Annotated in this window: 26 protein-coding genes (1 of these 26 only partly in view); 5 read left to right on the top strand and 21 right to left on the bottom strand. The window is 66.7% G+C overall.

Annotated features, from left to right (window positions below; all coding sequences use genetic code 11):
- From DFR49_RS14315 to hisS, 5 genes are all read right to left on the bottom strand, one after another.
- Positions 1 to 290: the 5' portion of a CBS domain-containing protein gene (locus DFR49_RS14315; RefSeq protein ID WP_119036289.1), read on the bottom strand. It extends 139 nt beyond the left edge of the window; only the first 290 of its 429 coding nucleotides appear in the window; the start codon lies at positions 288 to 290; its stop codon lies beyond the left edge, outside the window.
- A 146-nt stretch (positions 291 to 436) separates the two neighbouring features.
- Positions 437 to 1,117, bottom strand: coding sequence for a DUF4167 domain-containing protein (locus DFR49_RS14310; protein ID WP_119036288.1), 681 nt, complete (start codon positions 1,115 to 1,117; stop codon positions 437 to 439).
- Between the two features lie 256 nt (positions 1,118 to 1,373).
- Positions 1,374 to 2,228, bottom strand: a complete 855-nt coding sequence (gene prmC, locus DFR49_RS14305) for a peptide chain release factor N(5)-glutamine methyltransferase (RefSeq protein ID WP_119036287.1) — start codon at positions 2,226 to 2,228, stop codon at positions 1,374 to 1,376.
- Positions 2,221 to 3,294: a peptide chain release factor 1 gene (gene prfA, locus DFR49_RS14300; RefSeq protein WP_119036286.1), complete on the bottom strand. Its 1,074-nt coding sequence runs from the start codon at positions 3,292 to 3,294 to the stop codon at positions 2,221 to 2,223. Before prfA ends, prmC begins: the two co-directional genes overlap by 8 nt.
- Before the next feature lie 109 nt (positions 3,295 to 3,403).
- On the bottom strand, positions 3,404 to 4,669 hold the full coding sequence (gene hisS, locus DFR49_RS14295; RefSeq protein WP_119036285.1) for a histidine--tRNA ligase: 1,266 nt from the start codon (positions 4,667 to 4,669) through the stop codon (positions 3,404 to 3,406).
- A gap of 210 nt (positions 4,670 to 4,879) precedes the next feature.
- Between hisS and DFR49_RS14290 the strand changes: the two genes are divergently transcribed.
- A complete protein-coding gene (locus tag DFR49_RS14290) occupies positions 4,880 to 6,802 on the top strand; it encodes a M61 family metallopeptidase (RefSeq protein ID WP_119036284.1) in 1,923 nt (640 codons plus the stop codon).
- A gap of 80 nt (positions 6,803 to 6,882) precedes the next feature.
- Positions 6,883 to 7,422, top strand: coding sequence for an inorganic diphosphatase (gene ppa / locus DFR49_RS14285; protein ID WP_119036283.1), 540 nt, complete (start codon positions 6,883 to 6,885; stop codon positions 7,420 to 7,422).
- A 153-nt stretch (positions 7,423 to 7,575) separates the two neighbouring features.
- Here ppa and DFR49_RS14280 read toward each other — a convergent pair whose 3' ends face one another.
- From DFR49_RS14280 to ruvA, 15 genes are all read right to left on the bottom strand, one after another.
- Positions 7,576 to 8,058, bottom strand: coding sequence for a GNAT family N-acetyltransferase (locus DFR49_RS14280; protein ID WP_119036282.1), 483 nt, complete (start codon positions 8,056 to 8,058; stop codon positions 7,576 to 7,578).
- On the bottom strand, positions 8,055 to 8,954 hold the full coding sequence (locus DFR49_RS14275) for a DMT family transporter (RefSeq protein ID WP_119036281.1): 900 nt from the start codon (positions 8,952 to 8,954) through the stop codon (positions 8,055 to 8,057). Before DFR49_RS14275 ends, DFR49_RS14280 begins: the two co-directional genes overlap by 4 nt.
- A gap of 94 nt (positions 8,955 to 9,048) precedes the next feature.
- Complete coding sequence (locus DFR49_RS14270; protein WP_119036280.1) at positions 9,049 to 10,260, bottom strand: M20 metallopeptidase family protein; 1,212 nt, start codon at positions 10,258 to 10,260, stop codon at positions 9,049 to 9,051.
- 52 nt (positions 10,261 to 10,312) lie between these two features.
- Complete coding sequence (locus tag DFR49_RS14265) at positions 10,313 to 10,582, bottom strand: hypothetical protein (protein WP_245968515.1); 270 nt, start codon at positions 10,580 to 10,582, stop codon at positions 10,313 to 10,315.
- A complete protein-coding gene (locus tag DFR49_RS14260; RefSeq protein WP_119036279.1) occupies positions 10,579 to 10,788 on the bottom strand; it encodes a type II toxin-antitoxin system antitoxin in 210 nt (69 codons plus the stop codon). Before DFR49_RS14260 ends, DFR49_RS14265 begins: the two co-directional genes overlap by 4 nt.
- Positions 10,789 to 10,794: 6 nt before the next feature.
- Complete coding sequence (locus DFR49_RS14255) at positions 10,795 to 11,691, bottom strand: SPFH domain-containing protein (protein WP_119036451.1); 897 nt, start codon at positions 11,689 to 11,691, stop codon at positions 10,795 to 10,797.
- Between the two features lie 146 nt (positions 11,692 to 11,837).
- On the bottom strand, positions 11,838 to 12,362 hold the full coding sequence (gene pal, locus DFR49_RS14250; RefSeq protein WP_119036278.1) for a peptidoglycan-associated lipoprotein Pal: 525 nt from the start codon (positions 12,360 to 12,362) through the stop codon (positions 11,838 to 11,840).
- Positions 12,363 to 12,444: 82 nt separating this feature from the next.
- A complete protein-coding gene (gene tolB / locus DFR49_RS14245) occupies positions 12,445 to 13,821 on the bottom strand; it encodes a Tol-Pal system beta propeller repeat protein TolB (protein WP_119036277.1) in 1,377 nt (458 codons plus the stop codon).
- A 10-nt stretch (positions 13,822 to 13,831) separates the two neighbouring features.
- A complete protein-coding gene (locus DFR49_RS14240) occupies positions 13,832 to 14,713 on the bottom strand; it encodes a cell envelope biogenesis protein TolA (protein ID WP_119036276.1) in 882 nt (293 codons plus the stop codon).
- A gap of 16 nt (positions 14,714 to 14,729) precedes the next feature.
- Complete coding sequence (gene tolR / locus DFR49_RS14235) at positions 14,730 to 15,173, bottom strand: protein TolR (protein WP_119036275.1); 444 nt, start codon at positions 15,171 to 15,173, stop codon at positions 14,730 to 14,732.
- 3 nt (positions 15,174 to 15,176) lie between these two features.
- On the bottom strand, positions 15,177 to 15,869 hold the full coding sequence (gene tolQ, locus DFR49_RS14230) for a protein TolQ (protein WP_119036274.1): 693 nt from the start codon (positions 15,867 to 15,869) through the stop codon (positions 15,177 to 15,179).
- The gene (locus tag DFR49_RS14225) at positions 15,866 to 16,333 is read right to left on the bottom strand and encodes a YbgC/FadM family acyl-CoA thioesterase (protein ID WP_119036450.1); all 468 of its coding nucleotides are present in this window, start codon (positions 16,331 to 16,333) and stop codon (positions 15,866 to 15,868) included. The genes tolQ and DFR49_RS14225 overlap by 4 nt, the downstream gene beginning before the upstream one ends.
- Positions 16,334 to 16,391: 58 nt before the next feature.
- Entirely contained in the window at positions 16,392 to 17,426 is a 1,035-nt protein-coding gene (ruvB, locus tag DFR49_RS14220) for a Holliday junction branch migration DNA helicase RuvB (protein ID WP_119036449.1), read from the bottom strand.
- 76 nt (positions 17,427 to 17,502) lie between these two features.
- Positions 17,503 to 17,976, bottom strand: coding sequence for a hypothetical protein (locus tag DFR49_RS21745; RefSeq protein WP_147373702.1), 474 nt, complete (start codon positions 17,974 to 17,976; stop codon positions 17,503 to 17,505).
- On the bottom strand, positions 17,973 to 18,566 hold the full coding sequence (ruvA, locus tag DFR49_RS14215) for a Holliday junction branch migration protein RuvA (protein WP_119036273.1): 594 nt from the start codon (positions 18,564 to 18,566) through the stop codon (positions 17,973 to 17,975). Before ruvA ends, DFR49_RS21745 begins: the two co-directional genes overlap by 4 nt.
- A 192-nt stretch (positions 18,567 to 18,758) precedes the next feature.
- Between ruvA and modA the strand changes: the two genes are divergently transcribed.
- The 3 genes from modA (at position 18,759) to DFR49_RS14200 (ending at position 21,002) form a co-directional block, all read left to right on the top strand.
- Positions 18,759 to 19,571, top strand: a complete 813-nt coding sequence (gene modA / locus DFR49_RS14210) for a molybdate ABC transporter substrate-binding protein (RefSeq protein ID WP_245968513.1) — start codon at positions 18,759 to 18,761, stop codon at positions 19,569 to 19,571.
- Between the two features lie 140 nt (positions 19,572 to 19,711).
- Positions 19,712 to 20,404 carry a molybdate ABC transporter permease subunit gene (gene modB, locus DFR49_RS14205; RefSeq protein WP_119036447.1) on the top strand — a complete coding sequence of 231 codons (693 nt, stop codon included), beginning with the start codon at positions 19,712 to 19,714 and terminating at the stop codon, positions 20,402 to 20,404.
- Positions 20,394 to 21,002, top strand: a complete 609-nt coding sequence (locus tag DFR49_RS14200; protein WP_119036272.1) for an ATP-binding cassette domain-containing protein — start codon at positions 20,394 to 20,396, stop codon at positions 21,000 to 21,002. Before modB ends, DFR49_RS14200 begins: the two co-directional genes overlap by 11 nt.
- A 250-nt stretch (positions 21,003 to 21,252) precedes the next feature.
- Here the strand turns inward: DFR49_RS14200 and rpoC are convergent, their stop codons facing one another.
- Positions 21,253 to 25,533 (bottom strand): DNA-directed RNA polymerase subunit beta', encoded by a 4,281-nt coding sequence (gene rpoC, locus DFR49_RS14195; protein ID WP_119036271.1) that lies wholly within the window; start codon positions 25,531 to 25,533, stop codon positions 21,253 to 21,255.
- Between the last annotated feature and the right edge of the window lie 15 nt (positions 25,534 to 25,548).

The following is a 25,548-nucleotide window of genomic DNA, read 5'->3' as shown; positions in this document are numbered from 1 at the left end:
CGCGTCATCAACGACAGCGCGGCGAGCGCGCGATCGTGCGGGGTAACCGTGACGGCGGGCGCGGTCATCACCTCGCCGACGCTCCTGTCGAGCGCGCCCGCGCCGTCACGCGCGAGGCACAGGATGACGTCGCGTTCGGAAAACACCCCCGCGACACCATCGTCGGCCATCACCGGCACCGCGCCGATCCGGCGATCGGCAAGCACCGCCAGCGCCTCGGCAACCGAATGATCGGCAGTGACCGTGACCACCTCATGCCCCTTGCCCGCCAGAATAGCAGCGACCGTCATGGCTGTTCTCCCATCACCTGATCCGAGTCCGACGGCCAAGTGTCTCACGCGCGGGACAATAAGGAAAGTATCGGACGGAAAGCGCCGCAACGAAAAAGGGCCGGCTCCGTGACGGAACCAGCCCCTTTTTCATGCTTGCGCTTCGATCACTCGGCAGCCAGCGTCTCGCTCGCGGGCGGGCGACCGCGACGGCGGCGCGGCTTTTCCTCAACCGGCTCGGTCGCGATCGCGGGCGGCAGGCGATCGGCGTCGAGCGCGTCGCTCGCCTCGCCCTCGACCGCAGCCGGTTCGCGGCGCGGGCGACCCCGGCGGCGCGGCGGCGGCGCGGCGTCTTCTTGCGCAGACTCGGCAACCGGCGCGGGTGCGGCGGGCTGCGGACGCTCCACCGCGTCGCCGCGGTCGTCGTCATTGTCGCCGCCGCGATGATCGCGGCCGCCCCGCGCCGGACGGCGATCCTGACGCTCGCCCTCGTCGTCCTGCGGGCGGCGATAGCTGCGGCGCTGATCGTCGGCGCGCTGCTCCTCGCCGTCATCCTCGACGTCGTTATCGTCGTCCTGCTCGTCGCGCTGGCGGCGCTGATGCTCCTCCACGCGCGAGCGGTTCTCGTTCAGCACGCGAAAATAATGGTCGGCGAATTGCAGGTAATATTCGGTGTTGACGCGATCCCCCTGCATCTGCGCGTCACGCGCGAGATTCTTGTATTTCTCGTAGAGTTGATTCGCATTGCCCCGCGCGCGGTTGTCGATGCGATTGCCGCCCTGCGGGTTGCCCTGCGAGCGCTGTCCGCCACGGCCGCGACGGCGGCCGGCCTGCCGATTGTTCATCAACGTCTAATGGTCCTTGTGTCCAGTGAACTAACCCGGTCCGGCGCAATCATCGGGTGCGCGTTTCCCGCATGAGTCGCGCCGTTCAATGCAGCGCGATCAAGCTGCCACGGCCGCCGGACGTCAGCGGCATCATGACGGTGGTGTGGATCAACGGCCTCAATTCAACGACATGGTTGAAGGTGCCAGCCCCGCATTCACCCTTAGCTTGCGCGGGACGGCTCGCCAAGAGGAAATATGGGACGCCGCGACGGATCGTTCAAGTGACGATCGCGCGCGACCTTCCCGCAAGATCGCAGCGAAGACGCCATGCCCGCCCCGTTTCCGTGACGAGCGCGCCGACGGATGCTGCCTGTTCGTGGCCGATCTCGAGGATCGCGACGCCGCCCGGCGAGACGAGGCGTGGCAGATCGGGGACGATCGCGCGATACGCGTCGAGCCCGTCCGGCCCGGCATAGAGCGCGGCGGCGGGTTCGTGGTCACAGACCTCGGGCGGCAATGCCTCGCGCGTGCCGACATAAGGCGGGTTGGCGAGGACGAGATCGAACGACCCGGTGATGCCCGCCGCCCAATCGCCTTCGACGAAGCGCGCGCGATCCGCGCTGCCCAGCCGCGCGGCATTGGCGCGCGCCATCGCCAGCGCCTCGCGGCTGCGATCGACGCCGAGCCCGGTCGCGCGCGGCCACTGATCGAGCGCGGCGAGGAGCAAGGTGCCGGGGCCGGTGCCGAGATCGAGGATGGTGGCGGGCGCGCGCCCGACGAAATGCTCGACCGCGGCCTCGATCAGCGTTTCGCTGTCGGGCCGCGGGATCAGCGCGCCGGGGCCGACCGCCAGCTCGATCGTCCAGAAGGCACGGGTGCCGGTGATATAGGCGACCGGTTCATGGGTGAGACGGCGGGCGACGAGGCCGGCGAAGGCCGGCGGGACGCAATCGTCGAGATGGGCGAGCAGGAGCCGTTCACGCGTGATGCCGAGCGCATACGCCATCAGCAGTTCGGCGTCGAGGCGGGGGGTGGCGGAGACGGGGGCGAGTTGGGCCGCGGCGGTGGCGAGCCCTTGTCGCACCTTCAGCCCCTCCCCTGAAGGGGAAGGGCTTTTTGCTCCATCACCCATCGATCGCGGCGAGGCGTTGGGCCTCATCTTCGGCGATCAGCGCGCCGATCAGCTCGTCCATCTCGCCTTCGAGGATTTCGGGGAGGCGGTGGAGCGTCAAGTTGATGCGGTGATCGGTGACGCGGCCTTGCGGGAAATTGTAGGTACGGATGCGTTCCGAGCGGTCGCCCGAGCCGACCATCGCGCGGCGCGTGCCCGAACGTTCGGCGTGCAGCCGTTCGCGTTCGGCCTCGTAGAGCCGGGTGCGCAGGACGCGGAGCGCCTTGGCCTTGTTCTTGTGCTGCGATTTCTCGTCCTGCTGGATGACGACGAGGCCGGTGGGCAAATGGGTGATGCGCACCGCCGAATCGGTGGTGTTGACCGATTGGCCGCCGGGGCCGGACGAGCGGTAGACGTCGATCCGCAGATCCTTGTCGTCGATCTGGACGTCGACGTCCTCGGCCTCGGGCAGCACCGCGACCGTCGCCGCCGAGGTGTGGATACGCCCGCCGCTCTCGGTCACCGGCACGCGCTGAACGCGGTGGACGCCCGATTCGAACTTGAGCTTGGCGAACACGCCCGAACCCGTCACGCTGGCGACGACTTCCTTGTAGCCGCCGGCGTCCGAGGGCGAGGCCGAGATCAGCTCCACGCGCCACCCTTCCGCATCGGCATAACGCTGGTACATGCGCAAGAGATCGCCCGCGAACAGCGCCGCCTCATCACCGCCGGTGCCGGCGCGGATTTCGAGCATCGCGGGGCGCGCGTCGGCGGCGTCGCGCGGCAGCAGCGCAAGCGCGAGCGCACGATCGGCGGCGGCGAGCTTTGCCTGATTGTCGGCCAGTTCCTCGGCGGCCATCGCGCGCAATTCGGCATCGGCCTCGGTCGTCATATGCTCGAGGCTCTCCGCCTCGGCGCGCAGCCGGCGGACATCGCCCGCCGCCGCGGCGACCGGCTCCAGCTCGGCATATTCCTTCGAGACCTGGACGAAGCGATCGCCGGGAAGATCACCGGTCGCCATCAGCGCCTGCAACTCATCCCGCCGCGCCTCGATCTGCGCGATCCGTTCGGGAGAGATGCGGGTCATGCGCGCGCCATAACCTCGCACGCCTCCCCGGCGAAGGCCGGGGTCCAGTTGCGGCCGGCCCGATGCTGGGCCCCGGCCTTCGCCGGGGAAGAACACGTGATCAAGCTCGTCATTGATCGTCAACGTCCCCAGAAAGCGAATTCACCGGAAGCGCTTCAAGGACCATCAAATCCAAATCGGAATGATCAAATGGTGTTTCGCGAACGACACTTACGTTTATGCCGTCTTCCTTCACATACACTAACGCGTCCGCACCAAGCTTCCTCGCGAGTTCGGCCTGCCGTTTAGCGTTGCCGCGATACGCGGTAGTGACACGTAAGCGACGATCTCGCATCCGACGAATAGCCCTGAGAGCTCTCCGTTCTTGTGCGCTAGTCTCCGGAATGACGGCAAATAGAGGCTCGCCTTCAGCCGGCTCCTCGATCAGCATCGCCAGCCGTTCGATCCCGGCCGCCCAGCCGACGCCGGGGGTGGGGGGGCCGCCGAGGGTCTCGATCAGCCCGTCGTAGCGGCCGCCCGCGAGCACGGTGCCTTGCGCGCCCAGCCGGTCGGTGACGAATTCGAACGCGGTGTGGCGGTAGTAATCGAGGCCGCGCACCAGGCGGCTGTTGCGGGTCCAGGCGACGCCGGCGGCGTCGAGACCCCTGGCCACCGCCTCGAAGAAGGCACCGGCCTCGCTGGTGAGGTGCGCATCGATATCGGGGGCGGCGTCGGCGATGGGGCGATCGCGCGAGTCTTTCGAATCGAGGATGCGCAGCGGGTTCTTGTCGAGGCGGGCGAGGCTGTCTTCGGACAGGTCGCCACGGTGCGCCTCGAAATGCGCGACCAGCGCCCCGCGCCACGCCTCGCGCGTCTCTGCATCGCCCAGCGTATTGAGTTGCAGCGTCACGCCCTCGGCGATGCCGAGTTCGTGGAGCAATTGATCGGCGAGCGTCAGCAGTTCGACATCGGCGGCCGGTTCGGCGGCGCCGATAATCTCCGCGTCGAGCTGATGAAACTGCCGGAAGCGACCCTTTTGCGGGCGCTCGTAGCGGAATACCGGCCCCGACGCGGCAAGCTTGAGCGGCGCGTGCTGCTGCCAGCCGTTGGTGACATAGGCGCGCGCGATACCGGCGGTGAATTCCGGGCGCAGCGTGATCGAATCGCCGCCGCGATCCTCGAACGTGTACATCTCCTTCGAGACGACGTCGGTGGTCTCACCGAGCGAGCGCGCGAACACGGCCGTCGCCTCGAACACGGGGATTTCGAGGCGCTGGAAGCAATAGAGCCGTCGCACGCGATCGAACACGTCGGCGACGCGCGCGAAGCGGCGCTCGTCCTCGCCGAAAATGTCCTGCGTGCCGCGGATGCGGTTGGGGGTGTCGATACGGGCCATAAGCGCGGCGTTCTCTATGCGAGGTGTCGCGAAATCGCCAGCATTTCGTCCGCCGGGCGAATCGCGCCCTGACCGGCGCCGCGCGGCGGCGCGGCGCAAGGTGTTGGCTTTGCGCAACTGATCGCGGGAAAAGCACGGGTCGAGGGTTGATGCGCGGACGCGGCGCATCGTAAGCCTGCTGCCATCCTTCCTTCAGCCGAAAGGCCTCCCATGAATCGTACCGCCCTTGCCGCGCTGACGCTGCTCGCCTCGACCGCAGCGTTCCCCGCCACCGCGCAGATCGACAATTCGAAGCCGCAGCCAGTGCCGTTCAGCGAGACGATCCCGACCCCGGTCGACAAGCCCTATCCGGGCACGATCACGATCAACGTCGACGCCAGCGATACCTCGCAGGGGCTGTTCAAGGTGACCCAGAGCGTGCCCGTCGCCGCCGCCGGGCCGATGACCTTCCTCTATCCCAAATGGCTTCCGGGACATCACTCGCCGTCGGGGCCGCTCGACAAGGTCGCCGGGCTGGTGTTCCGCGCGGGCGGCAAGGTGCTGCCGTGGACGCGCGACAAGGTGGACATGTACGCCTATCACATCGACGTGCCCGAAGGCGCCAAGACGATCGATATCGCGTTCACCTTCCTGTCGGCCACCAAGTCCAACCAGGGCCGCATCCAGATGACGCCCGAGATGCTGAGTCTCCAATGGAATACGGTGAGCCTTTATCCCGCCGGTTATTTCACGCGGGGCATCCCGGTTGCCGCGACGGTCAAATATCCGGCCGGATGGACCGCCTATTCGGGGCTGCCGTCGAACGCGACGGGATCGAGCTATGCGTATCAGAAGACCGATTACGAGACGTTGATCGATTCGCCGACGATCGCGGGCAAATACACCAAGCAGTTCGCGCTGAGCGACCGCGTGTTCCTCGATGTCGTCGCCGATACCCCCGACGAGTTGAAGGCGACGCCCGAACAGATCGACGCGCACAAGCGGCTGGTGACGCAGGCGGTCAAGACCTTCGGATCGCAGCATTACGACAATTATCATTTCCTGTTCACGATCTCGGACAATCTCGGCGGGATCGGGCTCGAGCATCACCGCAGCTCGGAAGACGGCGCCGATGTCGGCTATTTCACCGACTGGAAGAACCAGGTGCCGGCGCGCAACCTGCTGCCGCACGAATTCACCCATAGCTGGGACGGCAAGTTCCGCCGCCCCGCCGATCTGTGGACGCCCAATTATTCGGTGCCGATGCGCGATTCGGGGCTGTGGGTCTATGAAGGCCAGACGCAGTTCTGGGGCTATGTCCTCCAGGCGCGCTCGGGGCTGGTGTCGAAGGAGGATACGCTCGACGCCTATGCCTATATCGCCGCCAATTACGACAACACGCCGGGCCGCCAGTGGCGCCCGCTGATCGACACCACCAACGATCCGATCATCTCGCAGCGCCGGCCCAAGGGCTGGACCAATTATCAGCGCTCCGAAGATTATTACAACGAGGGGCTGCTGGTGTGGATGGAGGTCGATTCGATCCTGCGCCAGCAATCGGGCGGCAAGAAATCGATCGACGATTTCGCCAAGGCCTTTTTCGGCATGCGCGACGGCGACTGGGGCGTGCTGACCTATACGCTGGACGATGTGGTCGCGACGCTGAACGGCATCCAGCCCTATGACTGGGCGGGGTTCCTGAACGAGCGCCTCAACGACACGAGCACGCACGCGCCGCTCGCCGGCTTCACCAACAACGGCTACAAACTGGTCTATACCGACGAGCCCTCGGCCTATCTGAAGGCGATCCAGAAGAATTATCACCGGGTCGACGCCACGCATTCGCTTGGGCTCGGCACCGATGACAAGGGCGCGGTATCGACGGTGATCTGGAACAGCCCGGCGTTCAAGGCGGGGCTCGACCTGGGCGACACGATCACCGCGATCAACGGCGCGGCGTTTTCGGCCGACCGGCTCAACAACGCGATCCGCGACGCCAAGACGGACAAGGAGCCGATCCGGCTGCTCGTGCAGGCGGGCGATCTCTACAAGGATATCGCCATCGACTATCACGGGGGCTTGCGCTATCCGCACCTCGAAAAGACGGGCAAGGGAGAAACCGGGCTCGACCGGCTGCTCGCACCGCGCCCCTAAGGGGCCATTTCAATCGTTATAGTGCCGGCTCGTCCCTTGCGGGACGGGCCGGTTCCCGTGTGTTCGAAAGAGGAAGACCAATGCGTATCGACATGGTGCCGATCGGCGACAATCCCCCCGAAAGCCTCAACGTCATCATCGAAGTGCCCGTCGGCGGCGAGCCCGTGAAGTACGAATTCGACAAGAAATCGGGCGCGCTGTTCGTCGATCGCATCCTTCACACGCCGATGCGCTACCCGGCCAATTACGGCTTCGTGCCGCACACGCTGTCGCCCGACGGCGATCCGATCGACGCGCTGGTCGTCGCGCGCTCGCCGTTCGTGCCGGGCTGCGTCGTGCGCGCGCGCCCGATCGCGGTGCTCCACCTCGAAGACGAGCATGGCGGCGACGAGAAGCTGGTCTGCGTGCCCGTCGACGCGACCTTCCCTTATTACACCAAGGTCGGCGAGAAGGACGATCTGCCCGAGATCGTCTTCCAGCAGATCGAGCACTTCTTCACCCATTACAAGGATCTGGAGCCCGAAAAGTGGGTACGGGTCGGCAAATGGGGCGATGCCGAGGAAGCCAGGCGGATCGTGCTCGAAGCGATCGAGCGCGCGGGCGGCCAGAAGGCGGCCTGACCGTTCGGGGCCGTGCTTATATTCTGTTTCAGCTACCCTGAAACAGCGGCGGCACCGGCCCTCTCCCCCACCCCACCACCCATGCAGTATAATGTCTTGGGTGGTGGGGTGAGGGAGAGGGCCGGCGCCGCTTCCACGTCAGTGGAATAAACTCTAGAATGGCTCAGCAAGCCGGACGAGCGCGTCGCCCGTGACGCGCTCGATCCGCCAGTCGGCCATCAACTCGGCGCCCATCCGGGCATAGAAGGCTCTGGCGGGTTCGTTCCAATCGAGCACCGCCCATTCGAAGCGGCCGCAGCCGCGATCGATCGCGACGCCGGCGAGATGCCGCAGCAACGCGGCGCCGACGCCCGCGCCGCGCGCCTCGGGCGTAACGTAGAGATCCTCGAGATAGAGCCCGCGCCGCCCCGTCCAGGTCGAAAAATTGTGGAAGAAGAGCGCGAAGCCCTGGGGCGCGCCGTCACGCGCCGCGAGCACCGCCTCGGCCGCCGGATGCGCGCCGAACAGCGCCTCGGCAAGCGTCGCTTCGGTTGCCTCGACCGCATCCGGGGCACGCTCGAAGGCAGCGAGTTCGCGGACGAGGCGCAGGATCGTGGGCACATCGTCGGGCGTGGCGGGGCGGATCGTCAGCGTCATGGCACCATCGTCTCGGCCTGGGCAAAAGGTTCGGGCTTGCGGCGGGCGGCGGCGACGCAGCCCCCGACGATCAGCGCCGCACCGGCGATCGTCCAGACCGAGACGATCTCACCGAAGATCGTGTAGCCGAAGAAGGCCGCCCACAGGAACGAGGTATATTCGGTGGGCGCGAGGTAACTGGCGGGCGCATGGGCATAGGCCCAGGCAAGGATGCCGAGCGATGCCGTCGCGAGGAACGCCGCAAGCACGAGCGCGGGCGCATGCTCGACGGAAATTGGCGACGCCAGCCACGGCGCGGCGAGCGCGAGCAACACCGCGACCACCACGCTCTGGAAGAAGATGATCTCGATCGGATCGGCAGCGAGCGATTGCTGGCGCATCAGGATGATGTTCCATGCATAACAGAAGGCCGAGACAAGGATCGCGATCGCGCCGACAAAGGCGTCATGCCCGAGATCGGCGCGCGCCTGGCCGATCAGGATCACGCCGACACCGGCAAAGGCGATGAGCGACGCCCCGATCGCGGCCCGCGGCACGCGTTCCTTGAGCAGGACCGCCGCGAGCGCGAGCGCGAGCAGCGGCGCGACGTAGCTGAGCGCGAGCGCCTGCGCCATCGGGACGCGCGCGAGCCCCCAGAAGAACAGCAGCGCCATGACAGTGGAGACCGTGCCGCGCACGAGGTGCAGGCGCAGCGCCGCACGGGTCGGCCGGCGGCGGCACAACGCGAGCCAGAGCGCCGCGGTGAACCCGGCCGCAATCACGCTGCGCCAGAACATCGTGTCGTAGATGCCGATCGCGATCACCAGCCCCTTCATCACCGCATCCATGCACGAGAAGGTGGCGATCCCGAACGCGCCGACGGCAAAGGCGCGCGCAGGGGAGACGGCAGTGGTCATGCGCAAAATCCGGTCCGTTCGCCCTAAGTCCGTCGAAGGGCGTTCAGCGATCCTTCGGACAGCCGTGTTTCGACAAGCAAGGCGTGATCGACGTTCAGCCCAACCCGCGATCGAGAAAGCGTTCGGCGACCGCGCAGTGCATCGCGATGCCGCGCGCCATCACATCCTCTTCGATCGTCATCCGGGTATTGTGGAGCGGCGGGTTGGTGAGGTGGTTGCTGCCCGCGGGCGCGACGCCGATGAACGACATCGCGCCGGGCACCTTCTGGAGCACGTACGAGAAATCCTCCGCCCCCATCATCGGCGCGGGCATCGCGTGCCAGCCCGCATCGCCGCCGAGATCGCCCGCGATGTCCTTCATCATCGCGGTGGCGCGTGCGTCGTTCATCGTCACCGGATAGCCCTGCTCGATCACCGCTTCGCCTTCGCAGCCGTGCGCGGCGGCGATGTGGGTGACGATGCGCTTGAACGCCGCCTGCATCATGGCGCGCGTTCCCTCCGACAGCGTGCGCAGCGTGCCGAGCAGCTTGGCCTCGCCGGGGATGATATTGTGCGTCGTCCCCGCTTCGATCTTCGCGATCGTCAGCACCGCGGGATCGGCGACGGGCACCTGGCGCGCGATGAAGGTCTGGAGCGCGGTGACGATCTCGCACGCGACGGGGATCGGATCGACGCAATCGTGCGGCATCGCGGCGTGGCCGCCGCGGCCCTTGATCGTCGCGATCAGCGTATCGGCCGAGGCGAGCAGCGGGCCGGGGCGGCCGACGAACACCCCGGCGGGTGCGTTGGGGGTGATGTGGAGCGCGAACGCGGCGTCGGGCGCGGGATCGTCGAGCAGGCCGTCCTCGATCATGAAGCGCGCGCCGTGATGCCCTTCCTCGCCGGGCTGGAACATGAACACGATCGTGCCGGGCAGCGTCTCCCGCCGCGCGCACAGGGCGCGGGCGGCGCCAGCCAGCATCGCGCTGTGCGAATCGTGCCCGCAGGCGTGCATCGCACCGGGCACGGTCGAGGCATAGGGCAGCCCGGTTTCCTCCTGCATCGGCAGCGCGTCCATGTCGCCGCGCAGCAGCACGGTGCGGCCATTGTCGCTGCCGCCACGCAGGATCGCGACGAAGCCGGTGGTCGACGGACCTTCGCGGATTTCGAGCGGCAGATCGGCGATCGCGGCCTTGAGCTTTTCGGTGGTGCGCGGGCAGTGGAGGCCGATCTCGGGCTCGGCATGGATCGCGCGGCGCAGCGCGATCACATCGGCGAGTTCGGCCTCGCCCGCGGCGCTCCAATCGGTGTTCAGTTCCGCGTCCATCGCTTCGACTCCCGACAAGCTGGTAGTTGCCGGCGATGCTAGGCCAATCCGATCAGTCGCGCGAGCCCCAGCGCCAGCGCCAGCCGCCGTCGGTCTTGCGCGCGGCGATGATGCAGAAGCCGAGGACGAGCGCCGCGGCGACGGTGAAGCGCGCGGGATCGCCGGGGATGAAGCGGATCGCGGCGATCAGCAGCAGCATGAAACCGAACGACAGCAACCAGCCCTGCCACGTCACCGGGGTCGCGCCATAGCCGAACAGCTTCGGCGCGAACCAATAGCCTTCACGCACCTGATACCATTTGGCCAGCTTGTGCCACATCATTGCGGTTCCTCCTGCTTCGGCGGGCGCCCGCGCCGGGCGCGCACCGGCTCGGCAACCCTGACACCGCGCCGCGCCAGCGCCTCGCGCAACAGGCATTCGACCTCCGCGTTGATGCTTCTGAGATCGGCCGCCGCCGCGCGCTCGACCGCCGCATGGAGCGCGGGATCGAGCCGCAACGCAAACGCTTTCTTTGCCGGAGCCGCCACGATTCGTTACTGATAGAGCGTGCCGGTGTTGACGACGGGCTGCGCATCGCGATCGCCGCACAGCACCACCATCAGGTTCGACACCATCGACGCGCGACGCTCATCATCGAGTTCGACGACATCCTTTTCGGAAAGCTGCGCCAGCGCCATCTCGACCATGCCGACCGCGCCCTCGACGAGCGTCTGGCGCGCGGCGACCACCGCCTGCGCCTGCTGACGCCGCAGCATCGCATTGGCGATTTCGGGGGCGTACGCCAGATGCGTGAAGCCGCATTCGTCGACGGTGATCCCGGCGACCTCGAGCCGCGCGATCAACTCACCGCGCAATTCACCGCCGATCTGTTCGTGGTTGCCGCGCAACGTGACTTCCTGATGCTCGAAATCGTCATAAGGGTAGCGTGAGCCGATCGTGCGCACCGCCGCCTCGATCTGGACATTCACGAACGCCTTGTAATCATCGACATCGAACAGCGCCTGCGCGGTATCGGTGACGCGCCACACCACTTGCGCGGCCATCTCGATCGGGTTGCCGCGCAGATCGTTGACCTTGATCTTGTCCGAAATCACGTTGTTGGCGCGCACCGACAGCTTCTTGCGCATCATCCACGGCAGCACCCAGCGCAGCCCCGCCGCGCGATCGGTGCCCTTGTACGATCCGAACAAGGTGATCGCGACCGCCTGGTTGGGCTGGAGCATGTAGAAGCCGATCACGACGAACGCGAACACCACCACCGCGACGGCGATGATCGCCCCGCCGGTTTCGGGCGCCGCCTGCATCCGCGTCGCGCCGTAGATGCCCGCCGCGAGTGCCGCGACCGCCAGCAACAGCATGGCATAGCCGTTCGACGACGACGCGCGCCGCTCCGCCGAACGATCGAGAAGCTGGGAAACCGTTTGAGTCATGATCGTCACCCCTGAAAAGATGATATCATCATTATATCAAATTACAGGCGCGTGCAAGACGAAAGCAACGCCGCGCGGCGACACGAAAAACGCCGCCGGAACCCGTCGGTCCCGGCGGCGCCCTCTGGGAACGTGAAAGTGTCGGATCAGCCGATGACGACGGTCACCGCGCGCCGGTTCTGCGCCCAGCTCGCCTCGTCCGACCCCATCGCGACCGGGCGTTCCTTGCCGTAGCTGATCGTCGTCATGCGCGAGGCATCGACACCGCGCGACGCGAGATAATTCTTGGTCGCATTGGCGCGGCGATCGCCCAGCGCGAGATTGTATTCGCGCGTGCCGCGCTCGTCGCAATGCCCCTCGATCGTCACGCGGACGTTGGGATATTTCGCCAGCCACGCAGCCTGGCTGTCGAGGATCGCGCGCGCCTGCGGATCGATATCGTATTGATCGAGATCGAAATGGACCGTGTCGGCGGTCACCGACTGCTGGAAGTCAGCCGCCGAGCCGGGGGCCACGCCGGTGGTCGTCGGGCCGGTGGGCGTCGTCGTCTGATCAACCGGCGGCGCCGTCTCGCTGGGGGCGGGCGGCAGCGTTTCGGGACGCTTCTTGGAACAGCCGGCAACCGCGATGAGCGCGGTGCCGATGATGAGCGCATTCGTTAATTTGGCCATGTCGATACTCCCTCGATTTGGTCGTTACGCCCCCGCTCCGATCGCAGAAGCCATCGCCTTTCGCAGGCGCTGTGTCAACGCTTCAGGGCCGTAAGGGTCCCCAAGCCGGGTCCGATCCGTCAAGCGGAGTCGGCACCTTGCGCTCGTTGACGCCGGTCAGATCGACCGACCACAGGTCCGCGGTGCCGCGGCCGCCCTGAGTGGTGCGGAAATACATGATCACGCGCCCGTTGGGCGACCAGCTCGGCCCTTCGTCCTGCCAGCCGTCGGTCAGGATCTTCTCGCCGCCGCCCGAAGGCGACATGATGCCGATGCGGAAGGCGCCGCCCAATTTGGTGAACGCGATCAGATCGCCGCGCGGGCTCCACACCGGGGTCGCATAGCGCCCGCCGCCGAAGCTGATCCGGCGCTGGTTGCCGCCGTTGGCGTCCATCACATAGAGTTGCTGCCCGCCCGAGCGATCGCTTTCGAACACGATTCTGGAGCCGTCTGGCGAATAGCTGCCGCCGGTATCGATCCCCGGCGAGGTCGTGAGCCGCTGCGGCCGGCCGCCCGAGGCCGAGACGCGATAGATGTCGGTATTGCCGCCCACCGCCATCGAGAACAGGATGTACCGGCCATCGGGCGAGAAGCGCGGCGCGAACGTCAGGTTGGGCGACGACACCACCTGCCGCTGCCGCCCCGAGCCGATATCGTAGACATAGATCGACTGCCGCTTGTCGGCGAAGCTCATATAGACGATCGACTGCTGGTTGGGCGCGACGCGCGGGGTGAGCACGATCGACTGACCGTTGGTCAGGAAGCGGTGGTTGGCGCCGTCCTGATCCATGATCGCGAGCCGCTTGGTCCGGTTGCCCTTGGGGCCGGTTTCCGAGACATAGACCACGCGGCTGTCGAAATAGGGGCCTTCGCCCGTCAGGCGGGTATAGACCATATCGGCGCATTTGTGCGCCGCGCGGCGCCAATCGGCGGGCGAGACGACGAAGCCCTGCCGCGTCAACTCATTGCGCGCGAACACGTCGTAGAGATAGCAGCCGACCGTGAGCGTGCCGTCGCCATTGGCGCGGATATAGCCCTGGACGAGCGCCTGCGCGCCCGAGCCGGCCCAGTAATCGAACGCCGGGGCGGTGACCTCGGGGAAGCTGATCGCGCGCAGGGCGTTGCGGCCCACCGGCGAGAACAGCCCCGAATTGCGAAGATCGGCGGCGATCACATCGGCGAGCTTCTGCCCGAGCACATCGGTGTTGCCCGCCGGCGTCCCCGTGACCTGCGGGGTCGGCATCGGCGGGATCGCGATCGGCATCGGCGCCGAGATGCCGCCGGTGACGCTGACTTCGAGCGGCGCACCGCCCGGTTGCTGCGGCGGCGGCGCCGCGGCCTGCTGGGCCGCGGCGGGAAACGCCGCAACGGCGGCGACCAGCGCCGCGAGCCAGCGTCCAAGTCGGAAATGGTGGTTCATTGTCCCCTCCTCAGCGGAGCTGCCAGTGGTAGTTGAGATTGCTCCAGCCGCCATTCGACGTCTGATAATATTCCTGAGGCAGCTTCAACGGTGAACAGCCCTTGAACGCCGCAATCCCCAAATCGATCACTCGCCGGCTGTAGCGGCCGTTGCTCGAATCGACACCCTCCTGCCGCACCACCCGCGGTTCGGCGGCGAGCGTGCCGTTGCGGTTGAGCCGCAGGTTGAGCACGGTGACGATCTCGTTCGCGCCGGGGCCGGGATTGACCTGACGATCGGCGCAGGGCTGGATCTGGCGGCGGATCGCGGCTTCGAGCCCGGCAAGCACCTGCGGGCTGACGCTCGACGCGCTCGGCGTCTGCGATTTGCTGTCCGACGCCTGATCGGTGATGCCTTTCAGGAAATCGTCCCCGAGCCGCGAACCGCGCGGACGATCGCGGGTCGATTTCGCATCGCTGCCGGTCGATTTGGCGGGCGACGGTTTCTTGGCGGGCGGCGAGGCCTCGCGCTTGGGCGGGGTGCGCTCGGCACGATCGGGCTTCGGCGGCGCGACCTTCTTGGGCGGCTGCGGCTTGGCGACCGGCGCGGGCCTGGGCGGCGGCGCGGCGTCGGGCTGCGGGGTCGGCGGCAAGGGTTGCGGCGCGGCCTCGGACGGCGCGGGCGCGGCGGCATCTTCCGGCGCGCCGAGATCGGGGGCGACCGACTGCGCCGGCGGCGTCACCGTCGGCGCGCTCGATTCGAGCCCGATATCGTCGGTCAGCGCGACATCCATCGGCGAGGATTTGAGGCTCATCGGATTGGGCGTCGCGAGGAAACCCACCGAGAGCAGGCCGAACAGCACGACATGCCCCGCGATCGCGATGCCGAGCCCGGTCTTTTCCGCACGATCCATCAGGCCGTCCGTCCCGTCACTCGCGCTCCTCGCCCGTCGTCACCAAGGCGACGCGGTTGAGCCCGGCGTGGTTCAATTCGCCCATCACGCGCATTACGCGGCCGTAATCGAGCGCGCGATCGGCGCGCAGGAAGATCTGCGGCGGCTGATCGCCGGTCACGCCGGCGGCGATCTGCTGGAGCCGCGCGGGCAGCCCTTCGGGGCCGATCTCATCGTCATTGATGAAGACGCGGCCGCTCTGGTCGAGCGCGATCTGCACCGGCTGCTGATCCTGATCGAGCGGGTTGGCGCGGCTATCGGGCAGGTTCACCGGCACGCCCGCGGTGAGCAGCGGCGCGGTGACCATGAAGATGATCAGCAGCACCAGCATGACGTCGACCAGCGGGGTGACGTTGATTTCCGACATCGGCCCGCTTTGGCCCCGGCGACGGCTGCGCTGCGAGGGAAGGTTCATCGCCATCGGCTAGCCCTGCCCCTCCAACTGGCGGCTGAGCGTGGTGTGGAAGCCGTCGGCGAACCGGTTGAGGCGCGCCTCGACGCGGTTGATGCCGTGGCCGAAGCGGTTGTAGGCGATCACCGCAGGAATCGCCGCGAACAGGCCGAGCGCGGTCGCGAACAACGCCTCGGCGATGCCGGGCGCCACCACCGCGAGGCTCGACGATTGCGCCTGCGCGATGCCGGTGAAGGCGCGCATGATCCCCCAGACGGTGCCGAACAGTCCGACGAAGGGCGCGACCGCGCCGACCGTCGCGAGCACGTTCAGGCGATCCGCCAACCGATCGATCTCGCTGGCGATCGCAGCACCCATCGCCGTCGCCAGCCGCTCACGCGTGCCCGCGCGATCGATCGTCTTGCCCGCGGTCGAACGCCGCCATTCGGAGACGCCGGCCCCGAACACGCGCGCGATCGGCAGCGCGCTATCCTTATGCAGACGGTGGAAGGCATCGATATCGTCGGCCTTCCAGAAATCGCTTTCGAACTTCTCACTGGTGCGGCGCAGGCGACCGATGCGGCGGCCGAAGCCGACGATGATCGCCCACACCCAGATGCTGGCGGCGAGCAGCCCGAGCATGACGAACTTCACCACCCAATCGGCCTGGATGAACAACGCGATCGGGGACAAAGTGGCGGCGTCGGTATTGAAGAACAGGTTCAAGGATCGTCTTCCTCTGCTGCGATCAGGCTCTCGAAAACATCGAGCCACTGTCTGGGTTGCCGGACCGGCCGACCGGAGGGCGCGACAAACGCCGCCACCACCGACGCATCGGCGAGTAACAGCGTATCGCGCCTTACGCGTTGATGAATGCGACAGGAAGCCGCGCCGTACGCGACGAGCCGAGAAACGACCACCAGCGCATCATCGAGCCGCGCGGGCGCGCGGTAGCGGATCGTGCATTCGCTGATCGCATAGGCGCCGCGCCCATCTTCCCACGCCGCGCGCTGATCGATCCCGGCGCGGCGGAGCATGTCCGACCGGGCGCGTTCCATGTAGCGCAGGTAATTGGCGTGATAGACCACCCCCGAGAGATCGGTGTCCTCGAAATAGACGCGGACCGGGAAACGGTGCTCACGCCCGGCGAAGCGGCCCTCGGGAGGAAGATCGGCGGGCGGGTTTACCATCGTCTTCGGCGTGTAGCGGGACGCGGCGAGGGGGTGCAAGCGGCTGGCGCGCCCGATCCTATTTACCCTGCTGATCGAACAGGCCGTCCTGGCTACCGGCGGGCGGGTTGAGGCCGAGGTGCTTCCAGCCGGCGGGGTTGAGGCAGCGGCCGCGCGCGGTGCGGGCGACGAGGCCGAGCTGGATGAGGTAGGGCTCGATCACTTCCTCGATCGTGTCGCGCGGTTCGGAGAGGCCGGCGGCAAGCGTCTCCACGCCGACCGGGCCGCCGCGATAGATATCGGCGATCATGTGGAGATAGCGGCGATCCATCGCGTCGAGGCCGAGGCTATCGACCTCGAGCCGGTTGAGCGCGGCATCGGCGGCGGCGGCATCGACACTGGCGGCGCCGGCGACATTGGCGAAATCGCGGACGCGGCGCAGGAGGCGGCCGGCGATGCGCGGGGTGCCGCGCGCGCGCCGGGCGATCTCCTGCGCGCCGTCGGGGGCGACATGCAGATCGAGCAGCCGCGCGGCTCGGGTAACGACGTGTTCAAGCTCATCCACGGTGTAGAAATTGAGCCGCACCGGGATGCCGAAGCGATCGCGCAAGGGCGTCGTCAGCAATCCCTGCCGCGTGGTCGCGCCGACGAGGGTGAAGCGCGGCAGATCGATGCGGACCGAGCGCGCCGACGGGCCCTCGCCGATCATCAGATCGAGCGCGCGATCCTCCATCGCGGGGTAAAGCACTTCCTCGACCGCGGGCTGGAGGCGGTGGATCTCGTCAATGAAAAGGACGTCGCCGTCCTCCAGATTGGTGAGCAGCGCGGCGAGATCGCCCGATTTGGCGATGACGGGGCCGGAGGTGGCGCGAAAACCCACCCCCATTTCGCGCGCGATGATCTGCGCCAATGTGGTCTTGCCGAGGCCGGGGGGCCCGAAGAAAAGAACGTGATCGAGCGCATCGCCGCGCCGCCGCGCCGCCTCGATGAACACGCGCAGATTATCGCGCGCGCCCTTTTGGCCGACGAATTCGTCGAGGCTTTTGGGGCGCAGCGCGGCGTCCACATCCTCGGGCTTGCGCTCGGGCGTGAGGAGGCGATCGGTGTCGGTCATCGAAAGAGCTTCCGTTGCTGTTCCGGCAACCGTGGCAGCGCTCGAAAGCACCTTGCCCATAATAAATCTCCAAGGCTCATTTGAGCCCGAACCCCGCAACCAAAACGCCTATAACGAATGCAACGATTGATACCCAGCCGCAGGCCTGCGCCGTCCAACCAAAGCGAGCGCTTTGTTGCATTTGGCCGTGGATCTCGTTCTCTATATCCTCATCGCGTTCGCCCCTAACAGCAACTCTTAGCCAATACGCTGAAAATTCCTGGACGTGAGGGATAGACTTGTGTGCGAAATGCTGCCCGATGCGCGCACCCAGCAGAGCAAATAAGATTCCCGCTAGGAATGCAACGACCGCCCCCTCTCTCGAGGTATAAGAGAACTCTTCGGACGAGATGATGGAAAGTGCAGCGCCCCCGTTTACTGCCAGAAGAGAAGCGTTAAGCCATTTATAGCTTGAGGTGCTTTGCTCCCATATAAGTTGCCTCAACTCAGCAAGAGTATGAAGTTGAAATTTAGCTAACTCCCTGATGAGTTCATCATCGCCGCAGTTCACTTCGCCGCCTTCCGGAGCGCCAGGCGGACCAGCGCGTCGAGGCCGGCGCCGGCGCCCAGATCATCCTCGGCCGCGGCGACGGCAGCGCTCGCCTCGGCGGGCTTGAAGCCAAGGTTGAGGAGCGCGGAGACCGCATCGGCGCCCGCGCCGGTGGGAGCCGCCGCGCCGCTCGCGCCGCCGAGCGCGATGCCGCCGGTCTTGTCCTTCAATTCGTTGACGATGCGCTGGGCGAGCTTGGGGCCGACGCCGTTGGCCCGCGACACCATCGCCTTGTCGCCCTTGGCGATCGCGGCATGGAGATCGGCGGGCGCGAGCGTGGAGAGGATCGCGAGCGCGACGCGCGCGCCGACGCCTTGCACCGTGGTGAGCAGGCGGAACCAGTTCCGCTCGTCGGCGTCGGCGAAGCCCATCAGGCGGATCGCATCGTCCGACACCAGCATCTCGGTGTGGATCGTCACGACGCCGCCGACGGGGGGCAGCGCCGAAAGCGTGCGGCCCGAGGCGCCGACCAGATAGCCGACGCCGCCCACGTCGATCACGGCATGATCGAGCCCCGCGCTGGCGAGCGTGCCGGTGAGGTGCGCGATCATCGATCGCGGCCGTGGAAGGTTAGGCAAAGGTGAGGCCAAAACGCCCCCCGATCGCCGATCGCACCGCGATGAGAAGAAAGGAAACCTCGCATAGGGCGGAACCTAACAGGAACAGGCGGCTGTAGGAAAGGCCTTTCGCGTTTTCGCACCGGGTTTCTCATCGGGGTCATTTCCGGCGTACGAGGAGACGGGATGCCCGGCACCCGATTCGACGCGATGTGCGGGAGAGAGACGATGTGGCACCGGATTGCGATCGCTTTGGCGGCCCTGCTCGCGCTCGGCGCGGTTGCCGGGTGCGGGCGCGACGCGGCGGCGCCTCCGCTGGTGCTCGCCGCCGCGAGCCTCCAGGAATCGATGACCGCCGCCGCCGACGCCTGGGCGGCCGAGGGGCATGCGCGCCCGACCGTCTCGTTCGCCGCCACCTCGGCGCTGGCGCGGCAGATCGAGGCGGGGGCGCCGGCCGACCTGTTCGTTTCCGCCGACGAGGACTGGATGGACCGGATGGCGCAGCGCAAGCTGATCGTGCCGGGCAGCCGCGAGACTTTCCTCGGCAACGCGCTGGTGCTGGTGACCGCGAAGGACAATCCGGCGACGATCGCGACCGAGCCCATCTCTGCGCTGCGCGACACGCTGGCGGCGCAGCCGGTGGCGATGGCGGACACGCGTTCGGTGCCCGCGGGCAAATACGGCAAGGCGGCGTTGGAAAAACTTGGGCTGTGGGAGGTGGCGCGGCCGCATGTCGTGGCGGCCGAAAACGTGCGCGCGGCGCTGGCGCTGGTCGAGCGCGGGGCCGCGCCGCTCGGCATTGTCTATGCGACCGACGCGCGCGCCTCCGCCAAGGTGCGCGTGGTGTGGACTTTCCCCGAGACGAGCCATCCGCCGATCAGCTATCCGGTGGCACGGCTGACGACCTCGACGAACCCGGATGCGGAGAGGTTCCGCGCGTTCCTTGTGTCGGACAAAGGCAAGGCGATCTTCGCGCGCTATGGGTTCGTGCCGCGATGAAGGCGATCGTCATCTTGCTTCCACCGTCATGCCGGACTTGTTCCGGCATCCAACGAACGGCAAGAACCGAGATGTCTTGATCGTGGGACGTTGGACCCCGGAACAAGTCCGGGGTGACGTCGGGGGAATATGACGCCGCAATGACTCTCACGCCCGAGGAATGGACGGTCGTGCTGCTGTCGCTCAAGGTCGGGGCGGTGGCGATGGCGGCGACGTTGCCGGTCGCGTTCGCGCTGGCCTGGGTGCTGGCAAGAGGACGGTTTCCGGGCAAGGTGTTGCTCGACGCGCTGGTTCACCTGCCGCTGGTGCTGCCGCCGGTCGTCACCGGCTGGCTGCTGCTGATCGCGTTCGCGCCCGCCGGGCCGTTGGGCGCGATCCTCGCAGACGGGTTCGGGACGAGCGTGCTGTTCCGCTGGACGGGCGCGGCGATCGCGGCGGGGGTGATGGCGCTGCCGCTGATGGTGCGCGCGATCCGGCTGTCGATCGAGGCGGTCGACGTGCGGCTCGAAAGCGCGGCGCGAACGCTGGGCGCGCGCCCGGCGCGGGTGTTCTGGAGCGTGACCCTGCCCTTGAGCGTCCCCGGCGTGCTCGCGGGGCTGGTGCTGGGCTTCGCGCGCTCGATCGGCGAGTTCGGCGCGACGATCACCTTCGTCTCGAACGTGCCGGGGGAAACGCGGACGCTGCCGCTCGCGGTCTATTCGGCGCTCCAGCGGCCCGACGGCGATGCCGAGGTGTTCCGGCTGGCGATGATCGCGGTGGCGCTGTCGCTGGTCGCGCTGGTCGCGAGCGAGGCGCTGGCGCGGCGCAGCGGGCGGGTACGCCATGTCCTTTGACGTCGACGTCACGCGGCGGCTGGGCGACGTGCAGGTGGGCGCGGCGTTCGAGGCGGACGACGGGCTGACGGTGCTGTTCGGCTCCTCGGGCGTGGGCAAGACGAGCGTGCTCAACATGATCGCGGGGCTGCTCAAGCCCGATTGGGGGCATGTCCGCGTCGGTGGCGAAACGCTGTTCGATTCAGCGGCAGGGATCGATCTGCCGCCCGAAGCGCGGCGGGCCGGCTATGTCTTTCAGGAGGCGCGGCTGTTCCCGCACAAGCGCGTGCGGGCGAACCTGCTGTACGGGCGCCACGAGGGCGCGGCGCTCGATATCGACGACACGATCGGCTTTCTCGGCATCGGGCATTTGCTCGACCGCTGGCCGCGCACGCTTTCGGGGGGTGAAGCGCGGCGGGTGGCGATCGGGCGGGCGTTGCTATCGGGCGCGCGCTTCCTGTTGCTCGACGAGCCGCTGTCGTCGCTCGATCGCGCGCGGCGCGAGGAGATCATGCGCGCGATCCTGCACATCCGCGATGCGCTTCGCCTGCCGATCCTGATGGTGACGCACGATCCCGAGGAAGCCGAGCGGCTGGGGAGCCGGATCGTGCGGATGTGAGGGAGCCGTGGGCGCATAAGACGGACGATCCGCCTTCGACTCAACCGCCGTCATTCCCGCGAAGGCGGGAATCCAGATCGGCTGACGCTGCGGCTCCTTCGAGGTGTTGGAGTATCTGGATCCCCGCCTGCGCGGGGATGACGGATGGGAACATCCGCAATCCACCCGATCGCGACCTAGCAAAAAGCCGCCGCCCGGCATCCCGGACGGCGGCTTTCCTGTTGTTCAGGCGCAACCTGAACCCGAAGGATCAATCCTCCTTGTTCAGATACTCGCCCGCGGCTTCGTCGCTGCCGTCGCCCGATACCTCGACCTTTTCGAGCGCGTCGGAGGTGACCATCGCGTCGACCGGATCCTGCGCCAGTTCGGCCTCATGCTCCTCGGCGGCCGAATTGGCGGCGATGAGCGCTTCCTGGAGCTTGCGCTGCTGCGCGCGGAGCGCGGCGTCGCGGCTGGTGGCGGCGATGCGCAGGCGGTTCATGCCCGCGCCCGTGCCCGCCGGGATCAGCCGGCCCACGATCACATTCTCCTTGAGGCCAATGAGCGTGTCCTGCTTGCCCTGGACCGCCGCCTCGGTGAGGACGCGCGTGGTCTCCTGGAACGACGCCGCCGAGATGAAGCTGCGCGTTTGCAGCGACGCCTTGGTGATGCCGAGCAGGATGGGCTTGCCCTGCGCCGGGTTCTGCTTCTTTTCGAGCCGGGCGTTGATCGCGTCCATCTCCTCGCGATCGACCTGTTCGCCCGCCAGCAGCGTGGTGTCGCCGCCGTCGGTGATCTCGACCTTTTGCAGCATCTGGCGAACGATTACCTCGATATGCTTGTCGTTGATCTTCACGCCCTGGAGCCGGTAAACCTCCTGGATCTCCGCGACCATATATTCGCTGAGCGCCTCGATACCGAGGACTTCCAGGATGTCGTGCGGATCGGGGCTGCCGCCGATCAGGTTGTCGCCACGCTTGACGTAGTCGCCTTCCTGAACGTCGATCGCCTTCGACTTGGGCACCAGATACTCGACGACCTCGCCGCCATCCTCAGGCTGGATGCCGATCTTGCGCTTCGCCTTATAGTCCTTGCCGAACACGACCCGGCCGGTGACCTTGGCGATGATCGCGTTCTCCTTGGGCTTGCGCGCCTCGAACAGCTCGGCGACGCGCGGCAGACCGCCGGTGATGTCACGCGTCTTCGCCGACTCACGGGCAACACGCGCGAGCACGTCGCCCGCCTTGACCTCGGCGCCGTCCTCGACCGAGATCACCGCACCGGGCGCCACGATGTAGCGACCGGCCTCGCCCGAATCCTTGTCGAGCAAGGTCAGACGCGGGCGCAGATCCTCCTTCGAGCGGGCCGCGGCGCGATATTCGGTGACGACGCGCTGGGTGATGCCCGTGGTCTCGTCGGCCTGCTCGGTGAGCGTCTTGCCGTCGATCAGATCCTGGTACTTCACCGTGCCCGGCGTGTCGGTGATCACCGGCATGGTGAACGGATCCCACTCGGCCATCCGATCGCCCTTGGTGACGATATGGCCGTCGTCGAACATCAGATAGGCGCCGTAGGGGATACGGTGGACCGCCCGCTCACGCCCATCATCGTCGAGGATCGCCAGTTCGCCCGAGCGGCTGGTGACCACGCGCCGGCCGCGCTGATCCTCGATCACGCGCAGATCGCGGAACTCGGCCTTGCCGTCCGACGGCGCGTCGAGGTTCGACTGTTCGTTGAGCTGCGCCGCGCCGCCGATGTGGAAGGTCCGCATCGTGAGCTGGGTGCCCGGCTCACCGATCGACTGCGCCGCGATGACGCCGACCGCCTCGCCGATATTGACCGGCGTGCCGCGAGCGAGATCGCGCCCGTAGCATTTGGCGCAGACGCCGATCTTGGCCTCGCACACCAGCGGCGAGCGGATCTTGACGCCCTGGACGCCGATTGCTTCGATCTCGGCGATCATCGCCTCGTCGAGCAGCGTGCCCGACGCGATGACGACCTCGCCCGACTTGGCATCGACGATATCTTCGGCGGTGGTACGGCCGAGGATACGCTCCCCAAGCGACGCGATCGTGCTGCCGCCCTGGACGATCGCCTTCATCTCGAGCGCGCGCTCGGTGCCGCAATCCTCCTCGACGATCGTGCAATCCTGGCTGACATCGACCAGACGGCGGGTCAGGTAACCCGAGTTCGCCGTCTTGAGCGCGGTATCGGCCAGCCCCTTGCGGGCGCCGTGGGTGGAGTTGAAATATTCAAGGACGGTGAGGCCCTCCTTGAAGTTCGAGATGATCGGCGTTTCGATGATCTCTCCGCTAGGCTTGGCCATCAGGCCGCGCATGCCGGCAAGCTGCTTCATCTGCGCCTGCGAACCGCGGGCGCCCGAGTGCGCCATCATGTAGATCGAGTTGATCGGCAGTTCACGACCCGTCTCGGGATCGCGCTTCACCGCCTTGATCTCGTCCATCATCGCGTTCGCCACCTGATCGCCGCAGCGGCTCCAGGCGTCGATCACCTTGTTGTACTTTTCCTGCTGGGTGATCAGGCCGTCCTGATATTGCTGCTCGTAATCCTTCACGAGCGTGCGCGTCTCCTCGACCATCCCGTCCTTGGCGGCGGGGATGACCATGTCGTCCTTGCCGAACGAAATGCCCGCCTTGAACGCGTTGCGGAAGCCGAGGCTCATGATCGCGTCGGCGAACAGCACCGTCTCCTTCTGGCCGGTGTGGCGATAGACCTCGTCGATCACGTCGCCGACGTCCTTCTTGGTGAGGAGGCGGTTGACGATGTCGAACGGCACCTTGTGCGACTTCGGCAGGCACTCGCCGAGCAACATGCGGCCCGGCGTCGTCTCGTAGCGCTTGAGGTAGGAATTGCCGTCCTCATCGGTCTGCGGCACGCGGCTGGTGATCTTGGTGTGCATCGTCACCGCGCCCGCGTTGAGCGCCTGATGGACTTCCTGCATGTCGGCGAGGATCATGCCCTCGCCGGGCTCGCCTTCCTTGAGCATCGAGATGTAATAGAGCCCGAGCACCATATCCTGCGACGGCACGATGATCGGCTTGCCGTTGGCGGGGCTGAGGATGTTGTTGGTCGACATCATCAGCACGCGCGCTTCCAACTGCGCCTCAAGGCTCAGGGGAACGTGGACGGCCATCTGGTCGCCATCGAAATCGGCGTTGAACGCCGAGCAGACGAGCGGATGGAGCTGGATCGCCTTGCCCTCGATCAGCACCGGCTCGAACGCCTGGATGCCGAGGCGGTGGAGCGTGGGCGCGCGGTTGAGCATCACCGGGTGCTCGCGGATCACCTCGTCGAGGATATCCCAGACTTCCTTGCGCTCCTTCTCGACCCACTTCTTGGCCTGCTTCAAGGTCATCGACAGACCCTTGGCGTCGAGGCGGGCGTAGATGAACGGCTTGAACAGCTCCAAAGCCATCTTCTTGGGCAGGCCGCACTGGTGCAGCTTGAGTTCCGGCCCCGTCACGATCACCGAGCGGCCCGAATAGTCGACGCGCTTGCCGAGCAGGTTCTGGCGGAAGCGGCCCTGCTTGCCCTTGAGCATATCCGACAGCGATTTCAGCGGACGCTTGTTGGCGCCGGTGATCGTGCGGCCGCGACGGCCGTTGTCGAACAGCGCATCGACGGCTTCCTGCAACATGCGCTTTTCGTTGCGGACGATGATGTCCGGCGCGCGCAGCTCCATCAGGCGCTTCAGGCGGTTGTTGCGGTTGATCACGCGGCGATAAAGGTCGTTGAGGTCCGACGTCGCGAAGCGGCCACCGTCGAGCGGCACCAGCGGGCGCAGCTCGGGCGGGATCACCGGGATGACTTCGAGAATCATCCATTCGGGGCGGTTGCCGGACTCCAGGAACGATTCGACGACCTTCAAGCGCTTGATGATCTTCTTGGGCTTGAGTTCGGACTTGGTGGTCGCAAGCTCATCGAGAAGCTGCTGCTTCTCGCCTTCGAGATCGAGGCTTTCGAGCATGACGCGCACCGCCTCCGCGCCGATCCCGGCGGAGAAGGCGTCCTCGCCATATTCGTCCTGCGCTTCGAGCAGTTCGTCCTCGGTGAGGAGCTGGTACTTCTCAAGCGGGGTCAGCCCCGGCTCGATGACGATATAGGCTTCGAAATAGAGCACGCGCTCGAGCTGCTTCAACTGCATGTCGAGCAGCAGGCCGATGCGCGACGGCAGCGACTTCAGGAACCAGATGTGCGCGACCGGTGCGGCCAGCTCGATATGACCCATCCGCTCACGACGGACCTTCGAGACGGTGACCTCGACGCCGCACTTCTCGCAGACGATGCCCTTGTACTTCATGCGCTTGTACTTGCCGCACAGGCACTCGTAATCCTTGATCGGGCCGAAGATGCGCGCGCAGAACAGGCCGTCACGCTCGGGTTTGAACGTGCGGTAGTTGATCGTCTCGGGCTTCTTGATCTCACCGAACGACCACGAGCGGATGCGATCCGGCGAGGCGATGCCGATCTGGATCTGGTCGAAGGTCTCGGGCTTCTGAGCCTGATTGGCGAAGGGGGTCAGTTCGTTCATTTTTCGCTCCGTTCA

This window comes from Hephaestia caeni (genome assembly GCF_003550065.1).
Lineage (GTDB): Bacteria > Pseudomonadota > Alphaproteobacteria > Sphingomonadales > Sphingomonadaceae > Sphingomonas > Sphingomonas caeni_A.
Note: the sequence above shows the minus strand (reverse complement) of the source record. Positions and strands in the feature narration are given on the sequence as shown.

Bases quoted from the DNA above. Each gene is read 5' to 3' on its own strand.
- prmC (WP_119036287.1), bottom strand. From the start codon at position 2,228: ATGGGTGATGGAGCAAAAAGCCCTTCCCCTTCAGGGGAGGGGCTGAAG.
- prfA (WP_119036286.1), bottom strand. From the start codon at position 3,294: ATGACCCGCATCTCTCCCGAACGGATCGCGCAGATCGAGGCGCGGCGG.
- hisS (WP_119036285.1), bottom strand. From the start codon at position 4,669: ATGGCCCGTATCGACACCCCCAACCGCATCCGCGGCACGCAGGACATT.
- DFR49_RS14290 (WP_119036284.1), top strand. From the start codon at position 4,880: ATGAATCGTACCGCCCTTGCCGCGCTGACGCTGCTCGCCTCGACCGCA.
- ppa (WP_119036283.1), top strand. From the start codon at position 6,883: ATGCGTATCGACATGGTGCCGATCGGCGACAATCCCCCCGAAAGCCTC.
- DFR49_RS14280 (WP_119036282.1), bottom strand. From the start codon at position 8,058: ATGACGCTGACGATCCGCCCCGCCACGCCCGACGATGTGCCCACGATC.
- DFR49_RS14275 (WP_119036281.1), bottom strand. From the start codon at position 8,954: ATGACCACTGCCGTCTCCCCTGCGCGCGCCTTTGCCGTCGGCGCGTTC.
- DFR49_RS14270 (WP_119036280.1), bottom strand. From the start codon at position 10,260: ATGGACGCGGAACTGAACACCGATTGGAGCGCCGCGGGCGAGGCCGAA.
- DFR49_RS14265 (WP_245968515.1), bottom strand. From the start codon at position 10,582: ATGATGTGGCACAAGCTGGCCAAATGGTATCAGGTGCGTGAAGGCTAT.
- DFR49_RS14255 (WP_119036451.1), bottom strand. From the start codon at position 11,691: ATGACTCAAACGGTTTCCCAGCTTCTCGATCGTTCGGCGGAGCGGCGC.
- pal (WP_119036278.1), bottom strand. From the start codon at position 12,362: ATGGCCAAATTAACGAATGCGCTCATCATCGGCACCGCGCTCATCGCG.
- tolB (WP_119036277.1), bottom strand. From the start codon at position 13,821: ATGAACCACCATTTCCGACTTGGACGCTGGCTCGCGGCGCTGGTCGCC.
- DFR49_RS14240 (WP_119036276.1), bottom strand. From the start codon at position 14,713: ATGGATCGTGCGGAAAAGACCGGGCTCGGCATCGCGATCGCGGGGCAT.
- tolR (WP_119036275.1), bottom strand. From the start codon at position 15,173: ATGGCGATGAACCTTCCCTCGCAGCGCAGCCGTCGCCGGGGCCAAAGC.
- DFR49_RS14225 (WP_119036450.1), bottom strand. From the start codon at position 16,333: ATGGTAAACCCGCCCGCCGATCTTCCTCCCGAGGGCCGCTTCGCCGGG.
- ruvB (WP_119036449.1), bottom strand. From the start codon at position 17,426: ATGACCGACACCGATCGCCTCCTCACGCCCGAGCGCAAGCCCGAGGAT.
- ruvA (WP_119036273.1), bottom strand. From the start codon at position 18,566: ATGATCGCGCACCTCACCGGCACGCTCGCCAGCGCGGGGCTCGATCAT.
- modA (WP_245968513.1), top strand. From the start codon at position 18,759: ATGCCCGGCACCCGATTCGACGCGATGTGCGGGAGAGAGACGATGTGG.
- modB (WP_119036447.1), top strand. From the start codon at position 19,712: ATGACTCTCACGCCCGAGGAATGGACGGTCGTGCTGCTGTCGCTCAAG.
- DFR49_RS14200 (WP_119036272.1), top strand. From the start codon at position 20,394: ATGTCCTTTGACGTCGACGTCACGCGGCGGCTGGGCGACGTGCAGGTG.
- rpoC (WP_119036271.1), bottom strand. From the start codon at position 25,533: ATGAACGAACTGACCCCCTTCGCCAATCAGGCTCAGAAGCCCGAGACC.